This window comes from Anoxybacillus sp. FSL W8-1294 (assembly GCF_037965005.1).
GTDB classification, from domain to species: domain Bacteria; phylum Bacillota; class Bacilli; order Bacillales; family Anoxybacillaceae; genus Anoxybacillus; species Anoxybacillus flavithermus_G.
Genome location: NZ_CP150179.1, coordinates 859,752 through 878,298 on the forward strand (window position 1 = coordinate 859,752; position 18,547 = coordinate 878,298).

The following is an 18,547-nucleotide window of genomic DNA, read 5'->3' on the forward strand; positions in this document are numbered from 1 at the left end:
CGTTTGGAAATTGACAGAAAGTGTACTGTCATTCATAATTTGTTTTGTTGGTAAAAATTCTGGCAGCTGCCAGAATAGAGGAGGATTTATATGGTAAAACGTAGTCGCATCATTGCTTTTTTCCTTCTTGTCGTTTTACTAGGCGGCATGATGGGATTAACAGCAGAGAAAATTGTGAAAAATATTAAGCTCGGCCTAGACTTGCAAGGTGGTTTCGAAATTTTATACGAAGTGAAGCCGACAAAAGAAGGAGAAAAAATTACGAAAGACGTATTGCTTAGCACAGTGAGTGCGTTAAATAAACGCATTAACGTGCTCGGAGTGAGCGAACCGCGCATTGATGTCGAAGGAAACAATCGTATTCGCGTTCAGTTAGCAGGTGTGAAAGACCAAAATAAAGCGCGTGAAATTTTATCGACGGAAGCAAAATTAACGTTTCGTGACGTGCATGATAACGTGTTAATGGACGGAAGCGACCTCGTTGAAGGGGGCGCGAAACAAACGTTTGACGATAAAGGGAAACCAAGCGTGGCAATTCAATTAAAAGACGCCAACAAGTTTAAAGAAGTGACACAAAAAGTATTAAGTATGGCACCGAACAACGTGCTTGTCATTTGGCTCGATTTCGAAGAAGGTGTTGACTCATACGCAAAAGAAGTAGGAAAAGAGCATCCGAAGTTTATTTCGGCAGCACAAGTGAACGAAGTGTTCAACCAGACAGATGTTTCAATCGTTGGAAATTTCACTGTTGAAGAAGCAAAACAATTAGCTGATTTATTAAACGCAGGAGCGCTCCCTGTTGAGTTAAAAGAAATTTATTCAACATCGGTCGGTGCCCAGTTCGGTGAACAAGCGTTACAAGAAACCATTTTAGCAGGAATTATTGGCGTTGCGCTCATCTTCATATTTATGATTGTTTTTTATCGCTTGCCAGGAATTGTGGCAGTAATCACGCTAAGCATATACATTTATCTCATTTTGCTCATTTTTGACTGGATGAACGGTGTACTGACATTGCCAGGGATTGCCGCTCTTATTCTCGGCGTCGGCATGGCAGTCGATGCTAACATCATTACATATGAGCGAATAAAAGATGAATTAAAGCTCGGAAAGTCGTTAATGTCGGCGTATCGCATCGGAAATCGAGGATCTTTTGGAACCATTCTTGATGCTAACATTACAACGATTATTGCGGGTGTCGTGTTATTTGTATATGGGACGAGCTCTGTTAAAGGATTTGCGACGATGCTCATCATCAGCATTTTAGCGAGCTTTATTACTGCAATATACGGTACGCGCCTATTGCTTGGCTTGCTTGTGAAAAGCCGCCTATTCGATAAAAAACCGCGTTATTTTGGCGTCAATCCGAAAGACATATTAGATATTGCGAAAGTGACAGATGACACAGACGTGCCGACAAAGTTTGAACGGCTCGATTTTGTAAAACGAAGCAAACTATTTTTCGCTATTTCAGGAACACTTACTATTATTGGAGTCGTATTGCTGTTGACAGCAAAATTAAATTTAGGCATTGACTTTTCAAGTGGGACGCGCGTCGATTTAATGAGCAAAAAGCCGCTTACAATTGAAGAAGTGAAGGACGAATTAAATGAATTACATTTAGAGCCAAAAGATGTCGTGCTGTCTGGAAATAACAACGACATGGCGATCGTTCGTTTTCTCGGGGTACTTGATCAAAAAGAAATTTCAAAGTTAAAATCGCATTTTAAAGAAAAATACGGGGTAGAACCGAACGTAAGCGTAGTGTCGCCGACAGTCGGAAAAGAATTAGCGCGCAATGCATTTATCGCCGTTTTAATTGCTTCTGTTGGCATTATTATTTATGTAACTGTTCGCTTTGAAATGTATATGGCGCTTGCCGCTATTATTGCGCTATTGCATGACGCTTTTCTGGTCGTTGCTTTCTTCAGTTTAACTCGTTTAGAAGTCGATTTAACGTTTATTGCTGCGGTGTTAACGATTATTGGTTATTCGATTAACGATACGATCGTTACATTTGACCGTATTCGCCATATCATGAAAAAACGAAAAGTGAAAACAGTCGATGATTTAAAAGATATCGTGAACAAAGCATTGCAACAAACATTTACTCGTTCCATTAATACGGTATTAACTGTTATTTTTACCGTTATTGCGCTGTTGATTTTCGGAAGCGATTCGATTCGCAATTTCAATTTAGCTTTATTAGTCGGGCTTGTTTGTGGTGTTTACTCTTCGCTATTTATTGCTTCACAACTATGGGTTGTTTGGAAAGCAAAACAATTGAAAACAGGAACACAAAAACGCGACCAACTAGAAGCAGAACCAGAAGTATAACGTCAATGCGTACGAGCATCGTTCAGATGTGTTCTCATCGATTGCTGCATGCATTGGTATTGTTGCCGCGATGTTAGGTGAAACATTATATGCACCATGGCTCGTTTATGCAGATCCCGTTGCAGGGCTATTCGTTTCGCTTCTCGTTTTAAAAATTGCTGTGTCACCACATTTAACAGTTTTAGAAGCGCATGAGATCGGGAAAAGAGTGAAAGAAAAGCTACTGACGTTTCCGCAAGTGCATAATGTGATGGTGCATATTAATCCGTACGATGAACAATGAATTGCCCCTCAGCCTATTGTTTTGTATAATAAAAAGGTTGAGGGGTGAATGACATGTTAGCATCGAAAACCCGTTGGAATATTCAACAAGTAAACGAGCAACAAGTGCAAATGATTGCGCAAGCGCTACATATCACTCCGCTCGTTGCCTCATTGCTTGTTAGCCGCGGCTACCATACCGTTGAAGCCGCTCGTTCTTTTTTTGAGCGAAAGCAATCATTTCACTCACCATTTTTATTAAACGATATGGAAAAAGCGGTTGAGCGAATAGAGAAAGCGATTACAAACGATGAACATATTCTCGTTTTCGGTGATTATGATGCCGATGGAGTAAGCAGTACAGTCGTCATGGTCAGCGCATTACGAGAAAAAGGAGCGAATGTGTCTTTTTACATTCCGAATCGTTTTACAGAAGGATACGGACCAAATGAACAAGCGTTTCGACTAGCAAAACAACAAGGTGTTTCGCTTATCATTACAGTCGATACAGGCATTTCTGCTTTACATGAAGCCAACGTAGCGAAACAGCTTGGGATCGATTTAATTATTACCGATCATCATGAACCTGGTCCGGTACTACCGGAAGCGTACGCAACGATCCATCCGAAAATAAGCCCGAATTATCCGTTTAAACATTTAGCTGGCGTCGGCGTAGCATTTAAGCTTGCTCATGCGCTTATCGGGCGCGTGCCGTATGAATGGTTGGACGTTGTTGCAATCGGGACAATTGCCGATCTCGTTCCGCTTCAAGACGAAAACCATTTACTCGCTCGGTTGGGCATTGAACAATTTCGTCAAACGAACCGTCTCGGTTTACAGGCACTTTGTAAACAATGTGGCGTATCACATACAGCGGTGACAGAAGATACGATTGCTTTCATGATCGGTCCGCGCGTTAATGCCGCCGGACGTCTCGATTGCGCTGATCCAGCTGTTCAGCTGTTGTTGACGACAGATGCACACGAAGCGGACATGCTAGCGGAGCAAATTGATGCAATGAACCGCGAACGTCAACAACTTGTTAACGAGATAACCGAAGAAGCGATTCAACTTGTCGAGCAACATTATAGAGATGATCGTGTATTAGTTGTGGCGAAAGAAGGATGGAATGTCGGTGTTATTGGCATTGTGGCATCTCGTTTAGTCGAAAAGTTTTATCGTCCGACGATCGTGTTAAGCATTGATCAAGAAAAAGGAATAGCCAAAGGATCAGCGCGAAGTATTGAGGGATTTGACTTATTTGCGAACTTGTCAAACTGTCGCGATATTTTGCCGCATTTTGGCGGGCATCCGATGGCGGCCGGAATGACGCTTTCTTTTCATGATGTAGATGAATTACGTCGTCGCCTAAACGAAGCAGCGGAGCAACAATTAACGGACGAACATTTCATTCCTATCACTCACATCGATTTATGTTGCTCCATCCCAGACGTTTCGCTTGAACTTATCGAACAAATGAATCGGCTTGCACCGTTTGGAATGGGGAATCCGAAGCCGCGTGTCCTTTTCCAACATGTGCAACTCGATACGTTGCGAAAAATTGGAACGGATCAAAACCACTTAAAACTGTTGTTAACGGAAGACGGAAAAACGTTAGAAGCGATCGGATTCGGTTTTGGCAACATCGGTGACGAAATTGCACCGAACGTTCGTCTTTCGATCGTAGGGGAACTTGCTATTAACGAATGGAACAACTTTCGAAAGCCACAGTTAATGATTCAAGATATAGCAGTGAATGAGTGGCAATTGTTTGATATGCGTCATATTCGTCATCCAAGTAAGTTCATGGCGTCGCTACCGAAAGAAAAGCGGTTATTGATCGCTTTTCATCGCGACACAGTAGACGCATTGCAATTGTCGGCATATGCAGATGAAATTGTATATGTGTCGAACGAACAAGAAGCGATAATTGATGTAAGTGGAAAGTATATTGTTTTTCTTGATTTGCCTCCGTCACAGCAAATCGTTAAAGTTTTATTAAGTTGTAGTTTACCCGAACGCATTTATGCGTTATTCTATCAAAGGGAGAATCACTTCTTTAGCGTATTGCCAACGCGTGAACATTTTAAGTGGTTATATTCATTTTTGCATAAGCGTAGCCCGTTTGATGTGCGACGTTACGCTGATGACTTAGCTCGCTCGCGCGGATGGACAAAAGAAACGATTTTGTTTATGATTCAAGTGTTTAAAGAACTTGGCTTTATAACTGTTGAAAACGGAATCGTTTCTTTAGTTTGCGATGTCCAAAAACGGGATTTAACGGAATCGCCTTCTTACCGACTGAAACAAGCGCAGGCAGAGCTCGAGCATATGTTTTTATACTCATCTTATTCCCAACTGAAACGTTGGTTTGATTCATTGTATGAGGAGGAAAATGTCAATGGATTTAAAACAATACGTCACGATTGTTCCTGATTTCCCAAAACCAGGAATTCAATTTAAAGATATTACAACAATTATGGATAAAGGGGAAGTGTACAAGTACGCAACAGATCAAATCGTCAATTACGCACGTGAAAAGAAAATTGATGTCGTTGTTGGACCAGAAGCGCGTGGTTTTATTATCGGTTGTCCAGTTGCTTATGCGCTCGGCGTTGGATTTGTCCCTGTCCGTAAAGAAGGAAAATTACCTCGCGAAGTCATTCGTGTCGAATACGGTTTAGAATACGGCAAGGACGTATTAACGATGCATAAAGATGCGATTAAGCCAGGACAGCGCGTTCTTATTACAGACGACTTGCTAGCGACAGGTGGCACGATTGAAGCGACGATTAAGCTCGTTGAACAGCTCGGCGGCATTGTCGCAGGTATTGCATTTTTAATTGAATTAACATATTTAGAAGGTCGCGAAAGATTGAAAGGATACGACATTTTAACATTAATGCAATTTTAAGAAAGGAGGGGCAAAATGCTCCTCTTTTTCGCATCATTGCTCTTTACATTTGAAAAAATTTTCAAGATAATATTGTCAATACGTTTAAAATAAAAGGTGATTGCATGGCAAATGAACAAGTATTAACGGCGGAACAAGTGATTGAAAAGGCGAGCTGTTATTTGTCGAAAGACGACGTACAGTTTATCGAACGGGCATATGAATTTGCGAAAGAAGCGCATCGCGAGCAATATCGGAAGTCTGGGGAACCGTACATTATTCATCCGATTCAAGTGGCAGGGATTTTAGTCGATTTGGAAATGGACCCTGCGACAATTGCGGCGGGCTTTTTACATGATGTTGTTGAAGATACACCTGTGACGAAAGAAGATTTAGAAAGAGAATTTGGAAAAGAAGTAGCGATGCTCGTTGATGGTGTAACGAAGCTCGGAAAAATTAAATATAAATCGCATGAAGAACAGCAGGCGGAAAATCATCGCAAAATGTTTTTAGCGATGGCGCAAGATATACGAGTCATTTTAATTAAGTTGGCGGACCGTTTGCACAACATGCGCACATTAAAACATTTGCCGATCGAAAAACAACGCCGGATTGCGAATGAGACGCTTGAAATTTTTGCTCCGCTTGCCCATCGGCTTGGAATTTCAAAAATTAAATGGGAGCTTGAAGATACAGCGCTCCGTTATTTAAATCCGCAACAATATTATCGCATCGTCAATTTGATGAAGAAAAAGCGGGCAGAACGTGAGCAATATTTAGAAGAAGTCATCCAAGAAATGCGTGCACGGTTACAGGAAGTCGGGATTCAGGCCGAAATTTCTGGACGTCCAAAACATATTTACAGCATTTATCGGAAAATGGTTTTGCAAAATAAGCAATTTAACGAAATTTACGATTTGCTTGCTGTGCGCATCATCGTCGAAAGCATTAAAGACTGTTATGCGGTACTCGGGATCATTCACACATGTTGGAAGCCGATGCCTGGGCGTTTTAAAGATTATATTGCCATGCCGAAGCCAAATATGTATCAATCGCTTCATACGACCGTTGTCGGACCAAAAGGCGAACCGCTTGAAGTGCAAATTCGGACGTTTGAGATGCATCATATTGCGGAATTCGGAATTGCTGCCCATTGGGCGTATAAAGAAGGAAAGACGATTCGACCGAATACGTTTGAAGAAAAACTAGCATGGTTTCGCGAAATTGTTGAGTGGCAAAACGAAACGAACAATGCAGAAGAGTTTGTCGAAACGTTGAAAATGGATTTATTTTCCGATATGGTGTTTGTTTTTACTCCAAAAGGTGATGTCATTGAGCTTCCAGCCGGTTCGGTGCCGATTGATTTTGCGTATCGCATTCACTCAGAAATCGGAAATAAAACAATTGGAGCAAAAGTGAACGGAAAAATGGTTCCGCTCGATCATCCTCTTCAAACGGGAGACATCGTTGAGATTTTGACGTCCAATCATTCATATGGTCCAAGTCAAGATTGGTTAAAAATCGCCCAAACATCACATGCGAAAAATAAAATTCGCCAATTTTTCAAAAAGCAACGCCGTGAAGAAAACGTTGAAAAAGGAAAAGAGCTTGTCGAAAAAGAAATTCGCAACATGGGTTTTGATGTCAAAGAAGTGCTTACTGTTGAAAATATGAAACGGGTAGCGGAAAAATTTAATTTTGCTAACGAAGAAGATATGTATGCTGCTGTTGGATATAACGGCATTACCGCTGCTCAAGTCGCGCATCGTTTAACTGAAAAGTGGCGAAAACAACGCGATTTAGAAGAACAGGCGAAACGCTTGTCGGACATGCTCCAAGAGGCGAAAACCATCACACCAATGAAAAAACGCGATTTTGGTGTATGCGTGGAAGGAGTAGACAATTTACTTATTCGTTTGTCACGTTGTTGTAATCCGGTGCCTGGCGATGAAATTATCGGTTTTATTACAAAAGGACGTGGCGTTTCTGTTCATCGTGCCGATTGCCCGAACGTGCTTGTTGAAGAAGCAAAAGAGCGACTTATTCCTGTGCAGTGGGAGAGCGGGGCAAACTGTCAACGGGAATATACAGTCGACATCGAAATTACTGGATATGATCGACGTGGCTTGCTGAACGAAGTGTTGCAAGCTGTCAATGAGACGAAAACGAACATTTCTGCTGTATCTGGAAGAACGGATCATCGTAATAAAATGGCAACGATTCATATGACGATTTTTATTCATAACGTAAGTCATCTTCAAAAAGTGGTGGAGCGCATTAAACAAATTCCAGATATTTATTCAGTTAGACGGATCATGAATTAGAAAGGGTTGTCGCCATGAGAGTTGTCGTTCAACGCGCAAAAGATGCAAAAGTCACAGTAGCTGGCGAAGTAGTCGGAGAAATTGATTTTGGGCTTGTTTTGCTAGTTGGCATTACGCATGATGATACGGAGGAAGATGCAGCATTTGTTGCCGATAAAATTGCTCATTTGCGCATATTTGAAGATGAACACGGAAAAATGAACGTATCCCTTTTAGATGTTGGTGGAGCGATTTTATCAATTTCGCAATTTACGCTGTACGGAGACTGTCGCAAAGGAAGAAGACCGAACTTTATGGATGCAGCAAAACCAGAACACGCGAAACACATTTATGAGGCGTTTAATGAACAATTGCGTCAAAAAGGAATTCGTGTAGAAACAGGTGTATTTGGTGCGATGATGGATGTAACGTTGACGAACGTCGGTCCTGTGACGCTCATCGTTGAAAGCAAATAAAAACCGTGCTCGCATGTGGACGAGCCCGGTTTTTTCTTATCCTCGTGCTAAATGTTTTTTTATTTTTTGTACGTCACGGAGGGTAAGGCCGAATTCAGAAGCGAGTTCGAACGATGTGAGATCATTTTCTTTTTGAATAAATGAATGAAAATCGACGTGCATAAGTGGGGATTGTGAATGAATAAATTCCCCTTTTTCACTATGGCGCATGATCAATCTCCTTTCGCATCAAATGTCTTTCGTATTATTCCCAATTTTTCTACCTTTTCATTCAAAGAAGGATTTTTTTTGTTTGTGAAGAAATAAAATAGCGACTACTGACAACGTAGGGGGATTTGCAACATGAAAAAATCGCTTATGGCGTCATTGTTCGTTTTTTGTTGTTTGCTGCTCATCGTGCAAACTGCGACAGCAGCAATGAACGTGCGCATCGTTGTTGACCGATTAAACGTACGAACAGGTCCGGGATTGACATTTCCGATGCAAGGAAAAGTAGCGAAAGGAAAGCAATATGCTGTCGTTCAAAAGCGAGGGGAATGGTTGCAAATTCGGCTCGCTTCGAATCGGACAGGTTGGGTGTACGGTAAATATGTGCAAATGCAAAACGAACAGATGGAAAAGAAAAAACAAATACAACAACTTGTTGTATGCCAAGCAGACGGATTACGACTTCGTAAAGGACCAGGAACGACGTATGCGATCATCGGGTATGTCAATCGTAACGAAAAAGGAACGACAACGATGATACAAGGGGATTGGATGTATGTGCGTTGGGATGGAAAAGAAGGTTGGGTGCATCGCTCATACATAGCAAATGTTGAAAAAAACACAGAACAAAACACAGAACAAAATACAGAACAAAATACAGAACAAAATGCAGAACAAAATGCAGAACAAAATACGTACGTCCAAATGTTATATGACAATACAAATATTCGTTCTGCTGCTTCAACACAGTCCTCTATCATTACTAAAGCAAAACGTGGCGACCAGTTTGCAGTCATTCGAAAAGAAGGACGATGGTACGTCATACAAGTAGATGCACAAACGATCGGTTATGTCGCAGAATGGATCGTTCAAGTAACAAAGAGACCTGCGCCTTCTCAAAAAACGATTGTAGGGAAAACGATTGTCATTGACGCAGGGCATGGTGGAAAAGATTATGGGGCGACTGGAGTCAACGGAACAATTGAAAAAATGTTAACGTTACAAACGGTATTGTTGCTAGGTGAAAAACTAAAGCAAATGGGTGCGAACGTCATTTTCACACGCGAAGATGATCGCTTTTTATCGCTTAGTGAGCGTGTCTACATAGCGGGGAAACATCAAGCAGATGCGTTTATTAGCATTCATTACGATAGCGCATTAAACCGCACGGCAAGTGGTTTAACGATATATTACTATAAATCAATTGATCGTTCGTTCGCTAATGCGATGTTTGATCCGCTGAGCCGTCTAACAGGCATTCAGCAACGCGGGATTCGAAGTGGTAATTACCATGTGTTGCGTGAAAATAGCCGCCCTTCTGTCTTGCTTGAACTTGGCTATTTAAGCAATCCGAATGAAGAGTTGTTTGTTATGTCACAAGACTACCAACAAGCAGCGACAGAGGCGATTTGTAATGGATTGCTTCAGTATTTCGGAAAATAGGGTCATCTTGACAAATGGTTTGTTCGTACGTAATATAAAAAGAAAATTCAACATCTCGCCGATGATGGAGAAAAGTAGTTAAGAGTACACATGGCCAGAGAGGAAATGCCATAGGCTGGAAGCATTTCTCCATGATGACTTAACGAACGAACACTCCGTAGGTTTCTCTTTGAACGCGTCAGTTAGTAGGAGAGAACGCTTTCCGGGCGTTATCGGATGAAAGTGGAAGCATGCGCTTCAACTAGGGTGGCACCACGGGAACTCGTCTCTCGTCCCTAATTTATTAGGGGTGGGAGATTTTTATTTGCATAAAAACTGAAGGAGGGAAATATATGTCGTTTCAAATTCCGCGCGGAACGCAAGACATTTTGCCCGAACAAGCAGCAAAATGGCAATATATTGAACACATTGCGCGCGAACTTTGCCGTCGTTACAATTATCAAGAAATTCGCACCCCCATTTTTGAACATACGGAGCTGTTTTTACGCGGTGTCGGTGATACAACGGATATTGTTCAAAAAGAAATGTACACATTTGAAGATCGTGGCGGTCGAAGTTTAACGCTTCGTCCAGAAGGAACAGCAGCAGTTGTTCGCTCATTTGTTGAAAATAAAATGTATGGCCACCCGAATCAGCCAGTGAAATTGTATTACATGGGGCCGATGTTCCGTTACGAACGTCCGCAAGCTGGTCGTTTTCGTCAGTTCGTGCAATTTGGTGTTGAAGCGCTCGGAAGTAACGATCCTGCGATTGATGCTGAAGTCATCGCTTTAGCGATGGACATTTACCACACGCTCGGATTAAAAAAGCTGAAACTTGTCATCAACAGCTTAGGTGATGTTGAAAGTAGAAAAGCGCATCGCCAAGCGCTCATCGATCATTTCCAACCTCGCATTCATGAGTTTTGTGATGATTGCCAAGCGCGGTTACATAAAAATCCAATGCGCATTTTAGACTGTAAAAAAGATCGTGACCACGAACTGATGCGTACTGCTCCATCGATTCTTGATTACTTAAATGAACAGTCGCGCACATATTTTGAAAAAGTGCAAATGTATTTACAGAAGCTTGGCATCGCATTTGAAGTCGATTCACGGCTTGTGCGCGGTTTAGACTATTACAATCATACAGCATTTGAAATTATGAGCGAGGCGGAAGGGTTTGGCGCCATTACGACGCTATGTGGCGGTGGGCGTTATAACGGTCTCGTTCAAGAAATTGGCGGACCGGAAACGCCAGGGATCGGATTCGCTTTAAGCATTGAGCGCTTGCTTGCTGCATTAGAGGCCGAGGGCATTTCGTTACCGATTTCAGAAGGAATTGACTGTTATGTTGTAGCTTTAGGAGAACAAGCGAAAGAAGAAGCGGTTGCGCTCGTTGCTGCGCTACGTAAAGAAGGTATTTCGGCAGAAAAAGATTATCAAGATCGAAAAGTGAAAGCACAGCTTAAAGCCGCAGACCGTTTACATGCGACGTATGTTGCAATTTTAGGTGAAGATGAGTTGCAAAAAGGTGTCATTAACGTAAAACATATGGCAACGGGAGAGCAGCAAGAAGTGCCTCTTAACACATTTGTTCCACATATGAAAAACGTATTGAAATAGGAGGGAGAAGTATGTTCGGAAGGACGCATTATTGTGGAGAAGTGACTCATACAGCCGTTGGGCAAACGGTGCGTTTAAAAGGATGGGTACAAAAACGTCGCGATTTAGGGGGACTCATTTTCATTGACTTGCGCGACCGTACCGGTATTGTGCAAATTGTATTTAGCCCAGATGTGTCAAAAGAAGCATTACAAGTAGCGGAAACGATTCGTAGCGAATACGTGCTAGATGTAGAAGGAACGGTCGTTCAACGTGAAGAAGGGCAAGTGAACCCAAATTTACCGACAGGGACGGTTGAAGTGCATGCAACGCACGTGGCGATTTTAAGTCAAGCGAAAACACCGCCGTTTCCGATTTCGGATAAAACAGATGTATCCGAAGACGTTCGTTTAAAATATCGCTACTTAGATTTGCGTCGCCCGGTGATGTTCCAGACGTTTCAAATGCGCCATCAAGTAACGAAAGCGATTCGCGACTTTTTAGACGAAGAAGGGTTTTTAGAAGTAGAGACGCCGATTTTAACGAAAAGCACGCCAGAAGGAGCGCGCGATTACTTAGTGCCAAGCCGTGTACATCCAGGCGAGTTTTATGCGTTACCACAATCGCCGCAAATTTTTAAACAATTATTAATGGTCGCTGGCTTTGAACGATATTATCAAATCGCTCGTTGTTTCCGCGATGAAGATTTACGTGCTGACCGTCAACCAGAATTTACACAAGTCGATATTGAAACATCGTTTATGAGTCAAGACGATATTTTAGCAATGATCGAGCGAATGATGGCGCGCGTCATGAAAATCGCAAAAGGAGTCGACATCTCTATTCCGTTCCCGCGCATGTCATACGATGAAGCGATTGCGCGTTACGGTTCGGACAAGCCAGATACGCGTTTTGGACTTGAGCTTGTTGATTTATCCGAGCAAGTGAAAGATTGCGGGTTTAAAGTGTTTGCAAGCGCGGTGCAGAACGGCGGCCAAGTGAAGGCGATCAATGTTAAAGGTGCAGCGGATAAATATTCGCGTAAAGATATTGATGCGCTAACGGAATATGTCGCTCGTTATGGAGCAAAAGGATTAGCTTGGTTGAAAGTTGAAGCAGACGGTTTAAAAGGACCAATTGCTAAGTTTTTCACTGAAGATGAACAAAAACAAATGATGCAGACACTTGAAGCAGAAACGGGTGACTTATTGTTATTTGTCGCTGATAAAAAATCGGTTGTTGCCGATGCGCTTGGTGCATTGCGTTTAAAGTTAGGAAAAGATTTACAGTTGATTGACGAATCAGCGTTTCATTTCTTATGGATTATAGATTGGCCACTATTTGAATACGACGAAGAAGAAGGTCGTTATTATGCAGCGCATCATCCGTTTACGATGCCTGTTCGTGAAGATGTGCCAAAGTTTGAAACAGACCCAGCAAGCATTCGTGCACAAGCGTACGATCTTGTGTTAAACGGATATGAGCTAGGTGGAGGCTCACTCCGTATTTTCGAGCGGGATATACAAGAAAAAATGTTTAAAACGCTCGGTTTTACTGAAGAACAAGCGCGTGAACAGTTTGGCTTTTTGCTAGAAGCGTTTGAATACGGTACGCCTCCACATGGGGGAATTGCGCTTGGATTAGACCGACTTGTCATGTTGCTTGCGGGGCGTTCGAATTTACGTGATACGATTGCCTTTCCAAAAACTGCAAGCGCGAGTTGCTTGTTAACGGAAGCGCCAAGTGCAGTTAGCGAAGAGCAATTAGAAGAATTACATTTGCGAATTAAAGACGTTCAAAAAGTAGACTAAATTTGTAACGTTGCAAATACGTTCGAAGTGTGATAACATACAATTAACGACAAGTCCTGATGTGTTTGTCGTATCACCTATTGTTTTGACCGAACAATGTGTGATACGGGAGCCCGGGTTTTCAGGTGGCGTACATGCCTCATTTACATAGAGAGGACGTACATAAGCTTGAAACAGGGCACCCACCTGTGAGAGAGCGGGTTCAAAACAAAGGCCATCAGCGACGGCACGATTGGGACTTAGGAAACAAAAATGAATAAAGCCTTGACGTAAAGAACATGCTTTACGTTAAGGCTTTTTTTGTGCCATAATGCATGTATATCCGATTGAAATACTTACATATGGGAGGCAAAACATGCTACATCAATTTTCTCGTAATGAACTCGCAATCGGGAAAGAAGGTTTAAAAAAATTAAGCGAAAGCACAGTGGCCGTTCTTGGCATTGGAGGTGTCGGATCATTTGCGGTTGAGGCGCTTGCTCGTTCAGGGGTTGGACGTCTCATTTTAATCGATAAGGATGATATTGACATTACAAACGTCAATCGTCAAATTCATGCGCTGTTATCAACGGTTGGGCGTCCGAAAGTAGAAGTGATGAAAGAGCGCATCGCAGACATTAATCCAGCATGCGAAGTCATTGCGTTAAAAATGTTTTATACAGAAGAGACGTATGAACAAATTTTTTCGTACGATATTGACTACGTCATTGATGCATCGGATACGATTTCGTATAAAATTCATCTAATGAAACAATGTTTAGAGCGCGATATTCCGATCATCTCGAGCATGGGTGCGGCAAATAAAATGGATCCGACCCGTTTTCGCATCGCTGACATTTCAAAAACACATACGGACCCGATTGCAAAAGTTATTCGCACGAGATTGCGGAAAGAAGGAATTAAAAAAGGCATCACTGTTGTTTTCTCGGATGAAAGTCCAATTGTCATTCGCGAAGACGTGCGAAAAGAAGTAGGAAATGATGAGGCAACCATTCGTAAGGCAAAAATGCCGCCGTCATCGAATGCGTTCGTTCCATCTGTCGCAGGTCTCATTATGGCGGCGCACGTCGTACAACAATTATTAAAAGATATTCCAATTCAACGTGTCGATCAACAATGAGCGCAAGGGAACTCCTTTGCGCTTTTTTTTATAGCACATTATTACACATTATTAGTTGCAAAGAAAAGGAATTTGAATTATAGTGAGAACATGACTGTGTGGTCGTAATAAAACGACCATTTGGTCATATTTCAAGAAAGAAAGGAAGAGAGGGATGAATTTTTTAACGAGGTTTAGTTTGAAAAACGCTGTCGCTGTGTTCATCATTTCATTTTTACTCATATTAGGTGGACTATATTCGTTTTCTTCTTTAAAAGTAGACTTGTTGCCAAACATTGAATTTCCGCAGCTGTCTGTTGAAGTCATCTACCCAGGTGCTTCACCAGAAGATATGAATGAGCAAGTAACAACAAAATTGGAAGAAAAGTTGAAAGCCATTGAAGGAGTAAAAAAACTCCAAAGTACATCGTTTGAAAGTATCGCAATCATTAACCTCGAATTTCCATTTAATACAGACATGGAAGAAGTCGAGCGGCAAGTTGAGTCGCTAATAAAAGAAGCGAATTTGCCGGAAAATGTGCAGACGAAAGTGAATCGCTTCTCGTTTGGTACGTTCCCGATTTATAACATTTCGCTGTTTGCTAAAGGGGATACGAACATCCAGCAATTTCTAGATGATACGATCGTTCCTGAGTTGAAAAAAATTAACGGTGTCAATTCCATTTCGGTTGGCGGGATGGAAGAAAACTTGATTCAAATTACAGTCGATAAACAAAAAGCATTGCAATATGGGTTGAGCTTAACGCAAATTAAAGAACAAATTAATGAAAAGTTTTTAGCTTTCCCGGCTGGTAACGTACAGACAGAGACATTACAAATTCCGATTCGTGTTCAACAAAAAATCGAAACGATCAAACAGCTTGAAAATTTGCCATTGTCATCTCCGATTATGAATGCATCACAAGGCGCGCCAGCAAGCGCTCAACAAGCGCCAGCTATGATTACATTAAAAGATGTGGCTACAATTCAACCTGTAACAGACCAAGGAGAAATTACGCGCTACAACTTACAACCATCTTTATCGATGGCGATTACGAAAAAGCAAGATGCGAACACGGTTGAAGTAGCGGACAAAGTGATAAACGTACTTGACAAATATAAAGACAAAATAGACTATGCAATAGGATTTGATTCTGCTGAAGGAATTAAAAAGTCTGTCGAAACGCTCGTGCGTGAAGGATTGCTTGGGGCATTGTTTGCCTCCATTGCGGTGCTCGTCTTTTTACGAAACGTGCGTGCCACAATCATTGCTATTGTTTCCATTCCACTTTCGTTATTAGTCGCATCTATTTTCTTACAGCGGATGGATATTTCTTTAAACATTATGACGTTAGGTGGAATGGCCGTTGCGGTCGGGCGAGTAGTTGACGACAGCATCGTTGTCATCGAAAACATTTTCCGTCGCGTGCGTAAGTCAAACACCGGGATGACAGATGAACTTGTCGAAGATTCGACAAAAGAAATTTTAAAGGCAATTACATCGTCTACTATCACGACCGTCGTTGTCTTTTTACCGCTCGGCCTCGTTGGTGGCGTGACCGGTGAGTTTTTCTTGCCATTTGCGTTAACGATCGTGTTTTCGCTTTTAATGTCGCTTGTAGTTGCAATTACGATCGTCCCGATTTTAGCGAAGTTTTCATTTAAAAAAGTGCCGCCAGAAGAAAAAGAAGGCGCATTGCAACGAGCTTACGGCAAAGCAATTGAATGGGCGCTGAATCATAAAAAAACTGTATTATTATCATCGATTTTATTGCTAATCGGCTCATTTGCGATTGTGCCAAAACTAGGTTTTACGTTTATTCCAAACGAAGAACAAAAAACGCTCATTGCCGCTATTGAGCTTCCTTCTTCAACAACGTTAGAAAAGACGAACGATGTATCGTTGAAAATGGAGAAAATGTTTGACGAAAAGAAAGAAATTAAAGAAGTGACGGCAGGGATTGGTACGCGCGATTTTCGGAGCGGTTTAAAACGAAAAAATCAAGCGAACTACTTTATTACGCTCAAAGAAAGTGCCAACGTCAGCACGTTTATTAAAGAGCTAGAACGAGATATGGAAAATATTGTGCAAGCGGAGGTTAAAGGTGCAAAAGTCGGCGTTCAAGAATTGCAATCTGGTGGACCGCCGTCAAACAATGACGTAAATATTGATTTATATTCGACAAACTTAACGGCGTTACAACAAGCGGCGAAAGATGTAGAAGCATACTTAAAAAAGCGTAACGATTTAAAATATGTGACAAATAACTTTGCCGACCAACAAAAGCAAGTCATTGTGGACATTGATCCACAAAAAGCGGCACATTACGGTGTTTCTGGATTCCAAGTTCTTGGTACGATTGCCGATCAAACAGGCCCTGTTCAAGTCGGTACGTTAATGCTAGATGGTGAAGAGCGGACGGTGCAATTGTCGTATAGCGAACAAATGACATCAATTGAACAGCTAGAAAATACGCTTATTTTCACAAAATTTGGACCTGTACCGGTGAAACAATTGGCAGAAGTAAAAGAAGTCGATACGTTTACGTCTATTCAAAAACTTGATGGAAAAGTGTTTGCTCGCATATCTGCCCAAATTGTTGGTGATAACATTCAACAAGTGACGCAAGATGTTATCAATGGTGTGAAAAAAGATGTGGATTTACCAAAAGACGTTTCGTTTGAAGGTGGCGGTGGAAGCGATGAAACGGTAGAAACGTTCCAACAGCTTGGTTTAGCGATGGTTGTAGCGATTGGGCTTGTGTATATTACGATGCTCATTACGTTTGGAAAAGCGCGTATTCCGTTTATTATTTTATCATCGCTTGTGTTCGTTCCAATCGGTTCGTTGCTCGGCTTATTTATTGCGAATGAACCGATGTCCGTGAGCGTCATGATCGGTTTGCTCATGCTCATTGGAATTGTGACAACGAATGCGATCGTTCTCGTTGACCGCATCGGGCAAAATCGTGAGCAAAAGGGAATGACGATCCGTCAAGCGCTTATTGAAGCAGGTAAAACGCGGTTACGCCCGATTTTAATGACAGCATTTGCGACGGTGGCCGCACTCATTCCGCTTGCGTTGACAAAGTCATCGGGAACGCTCATTTCTAAAGGGTTAGCGATTACGGTCATCGGTGGATTGACGTCATCAACGTTATTGACGTTAATTCTCGTTCCTGTTGTATACGAACTATTTTTCTTCCGACAAGCGAAAAAAGAACGACAAGCATAATTGGAGACAGGCTGGCTGAAATTCGGTCAGCCTGTTGTGTTATAATAAAACGAGAAACGAACAGTAAGGATGGAGCCTCATGAGCAGAAAAGAGCAAATTATTGAAGTCGCGATGAAACTGTTTGCGAAAAAAGGGTATCACGCGACATCGATGCAAGAAATTGCCGAACATAGTCAGTTAGCAAAAGGATCGCTATACAATTACTTTAAGTCAAAAGAGGAAATTGTGTTGTCGATTTTTCAGTATCATTACGATCAGTTGTTTCAGCAATTCGCTCGCATTGCGTCAGACCGTTCATTAACAGCGCGCGAAAAATTTTTAAAACAGCTTTCTTTACAAATTGAAGCGTTTGAACAGCATAAAGAAATTGTACAAATGCATATGGGCGATCATGCACAAAAAGTTAGTGAAGACGTTCACGCGCTTGTTTTGCGCATTCGTTCCCATTTATTTGACTGGTACGTTCAATCACTTATCGATGTATACGGGGAACGTATTCGTCCGTATGTGCTTGATTGTGCCATCATGTTAAATGGCATGTTAAAAGAATATTTATTTTTTGTTCTGTTTGAACAAAAGTCGTTTCCTTTTCAACGATTAGCTCCTTTTTTAATCGAGCGGCTTGATGCGCTTGTCGACAGTTTACAGCATGACATGCCATTGCTAAGCCACGATGTCCAAGCAGAAAAAACACGCGCACTCGCGCTTATTGAGGAGATGATCGAAGAAGCGAGCGATCATCATATGGTGGAGCTACTCAAACAGTTAAAAACAGAAATACAACAGGATGACCTGAGAAAAGCGATTGTTGATGCGTTTCTTTTATATTTACAACAAAGTCATATGCGCCAATTTGTTCCTGCCTTACGTGCAGCGTTAGCATTGTGAGGTGAGAAAA

Annotated in this window: 12 protein-coding genes, 1 other RNA gene, 1 pseudogene and 1 other annotated feature; of the genes and pseudogenes, 13 read left to right on the top strand and 1 reads right to left on the bottom strand. The window is 41.8% G+C overall.

Going from position 1 to position 18,547, the window contains the following annotated elements:
- Positions 1-90 precede the first annotated feature (90 nt).
- From secDF to dtd, 6 genes and pseudogenes are all read left to right on the top strand, one after another.
- The gene (secDF, locus tag NSQ23_RS04540) at positions 91-2,337 is read left to right on the top strand and encodes a protein translocase subunit SecDF (protein ID WP_339173315.1); all 2,247 of its coding nucleotides are present in this window, start codon (positions 91-93) and stop codon (positions 2,335-2,337) included.
- 1 nt (position 2,338) lies between these two features.
- Positions 2,339-2,620: pseudogene (locus tag NSQ23_RS04545) on the top strand (cation transporter dimerization domain-containing protein); the annotation flags it as partial.
- 53 nt (positions 2,621-2,673) lie between these two features.
- The gene (recJ, locus tag NSQ23_RS04550; protein ID WP_339173317.1) at positions 2,674-5,034 is read left to right on the top strand and encodes a single-stranded-DNA-specific exonuclease RecJ; all 2,361 of its coding nucleotides are present in this window, start codon (positions 2,674-2,676) and stop codon (positions 5,032-5,034) included.
- Entirely contained in the window at positions 5,000-5,512 is a 513-nt protein-coding gene (locus NSQ23_RS04555; RefSeq protein WP_339173320.1) for an adenine phosphoribosyltransferase, read from the top strand. The genes recJ and NSQ23_RS04555 overlap by 35 nt, the downstream gene beginning before the upstream one ends.
- A 104-nt stretch (positions 5,513-5,616) precedes the next feature.
- Positions 5,617-7,815 carry a bifunctional (p)ppGpp synthetase/guanosine-3',5'-bis(diphosphate) 3'-pyrophosphohydrolase gene (locus tag NSQ23_RS04560; protein WP_339173322.1) on the top strand — a complete coding sequence of 733 codons (2,199 nt, stop codon included), beginning with the start codon at positions 5,617-5,619 and terminating at the stop codon, positions 7,813-7,815.
- A 14-nt stretch (positions 7,816-7,829) separates the two neighbouring features.
- Positions 7,830-8,270 carry a D-aminoacyl-tRNA deacylase gene (dtd, locus tag NSQ23_RS04565; protein WP_004889288.1) on the top strand — a complete coding sequence of 147 codons (441 nt, stop codon included), beginning with the start codon at positions 7,830-7,832 and terminating at the stop codon, positions 8,268-8,270.
- Positions 8,271-8,306: 36 nt separating this feature from the next.
- On the opposite strand, the gene NSQ23_RS04570 is transcribed toward dtd, so the two are convergent.
- Positions 8,307-8,480 carry a hypothetical protein gene (locus NSQ23_RS04570; protein ID WP_035018505.1) on the bottom strand — a complete coding sequence of 58 codons (174 nt, stop codon included), beginning with the start codon at positions 8,478-8,480 and terminating at the stop codon, positions 8,307-8,309.
- A gap of 132 nt (positions 8,481-8,612) precedes the next feature.
- On the opposite strand from NSQ23_RS04570, the gene NSQ23_RS04575 reads away from it, so the two are divergent.
- The 7 genes from NSQ23_RS04575 (at position 8,613) to NSQ23_RS04605 (ending at position 18,537) form a co-directional block, all read left to right on the top strand.
- The gene (locus tag NSQ23_RS04575; RefSeq protein WP_339173328.1) at positions 8,613-9,920 is read left to right on the top strand and encodes an N-acetylmuramoyl-L-alanine amidase; all 1,308 of its coding nucleotides are present in this window, start codon (positions 8,613-8,615) and stop codon (positions 9,918-9,920) included.
- A gap of 52 nt (positions 9,921-9,972) precedes the next feature.
- Positions 9,973-10,200, top strand: a binding site (T-box leader).
- Positions 10,201-10,252: 52 nt separating this feature from the next.
- Complete coding sequence (gene hisS, locus NSQ23_RS04580; protein ID WP_339173330.1) at positions 10,253-11,524, top strand: histidine--tRNA ligase; 1,272 nt, start codon at positions 10,253-10,255, stop codon at positions 11,522-11,524.
- An 11-nt stretch (positions 11,525-11,535) separates the two neighbouring features.
- Positions 11,536-13,314, top strand: a complete 1,779-nt coding sequence (aspS, locus tag NSQ23_RS04585; protein WP_339173333.1) for an aspartate--tRNA ligase — start codon at positions 11,536-11,538, stop codon at positions 13,312-13,314.
- Between the two features lie 50 nt (positions 13,315-13,364).
- Positions 13,365-13,557, top strand: a non-coding RNA gene (gene ssrS, locus NSQ23_RS04590) — 6S RNA.
- A 112-nt stretch (positions 13,558-13,669) separates the two neighbouring features.
- The gene (locus tag NSQ23_RS04595) at positions 13,670-14,434 is read left to right on the top strand and encodes a tRNA threonylcarbamoyladenosine dehydratase (RefSeq protein ID WP_064214432.1); all 765 of its coding nucleotides are present in this window, start codon (positions 13,670-13,672) and stop codon (positions 14,432-14,434) included.
- 154 nt (positions 14,435-14,588) lie between these two features.
- A complete protein-coding gene (locus NSQ23_RS04600) occupies positions 14,589-17,648 on the top strand; it encodes an efflux RND transporter permease subunit (RefSeq protein ID WP_339173336.1) in 3,060 nt (1,019 codons plus the stop codon).
- Between the two features lie 79 nt (positions 17,649-17,727).
- Entirely contained in the window at positions 17,728-18,537 is an 810-nt protein-coding gene (locus NSQ23_RS04605) for a helix-turn-helix domain-containing protein (protein ID WP_339173339.1), read from the top strand.
- Positions 18,538-18,547: the final 10 nt, after the last annotated feature.

Bases quoted from the DNA above. Each gene is read 5' to 3' on its own strand.
- secDF (WP_339173315.1), top strand. From the start codon at position 91: ATGGTAAAACGTAGTCGCATCATTGCTTTTTTCCTTCTTGTCGTTTTA.
- recJ (WP_339173317.1), top strand. From the start codon at position 2,674: ATGTTAGCATCGAAAACCCGTTGGAATATTCAACAAGTAAACGAGCAA.
- NSQ23_RS04555 (WP_339173320.1), top strand. From the start codon at position 5,000: ATGGATTTAAAACAATACGTCACGATTGTTCCTGATTTCCCAAAACCA.
- NSQ23_RS04560 (WP_339173322.1), top strand. From the start codon at position 5,617: ATGGCAAATGAACAAGTATTAACGGCGGAACAAGTGATTGAAAAGGCG.
- dtd (WP_004889288.1), top strand. From the start codon at position 7,830: ATGAGAGTTGTCGTTCAACGCGCAAAAGATGCAAAAGTCACAGTAGCT.
- NSQ23_RS04570 (WP_035018505.1), bottom strand. From the start codon at position 8,480: ATGCGCCATAGTGAAAAAGGGGAATTTATTCATTCACAATCCCCACTT.
- NSQ23_RS04575 (WP_339173328.1), top strand. From the start codon at position 8,613: ATGAAAAAATCGCTTATGGCGTCATTGTTCGTTTTTTGTTGTTTGCTG.
- hisS (WP_339173330.1), top strand. From the start codon at position 10,253: ATGTCGTTTCAAATTCCGCGCGGAACGCAAGACATTTTGCCCGAACAA.
- aspS (WP_339173333.1), top strand. From the start codon at position 11,536: ATGTTCGGAAGGACGCATTATTGTGGAGAAGTGACTCATACAGCCGTT.
- NSQ23_RS04595 (WP_064214432.1), top strand. From the start codon at position 13,670: ATGCTACATCAATTTTCTCGTAATGAACTCGCAATCGGGAAAGAAGGT.
- NSQ23_RS04600 (WP_339173336.1), top strand. From the start codon at position 14,589: ATGAATTTTTTAACGAGGTTTAGTTTGAAAAACGCTGTCGCTGTGTTC.
- NSQ23_RS04605 (WP_339173339.1), top strand. From the start codon at position 17,728: ATGAGCAGAAAAGAGCAAATTATTGAAGTCGCGATGAAACTGTTTGCG.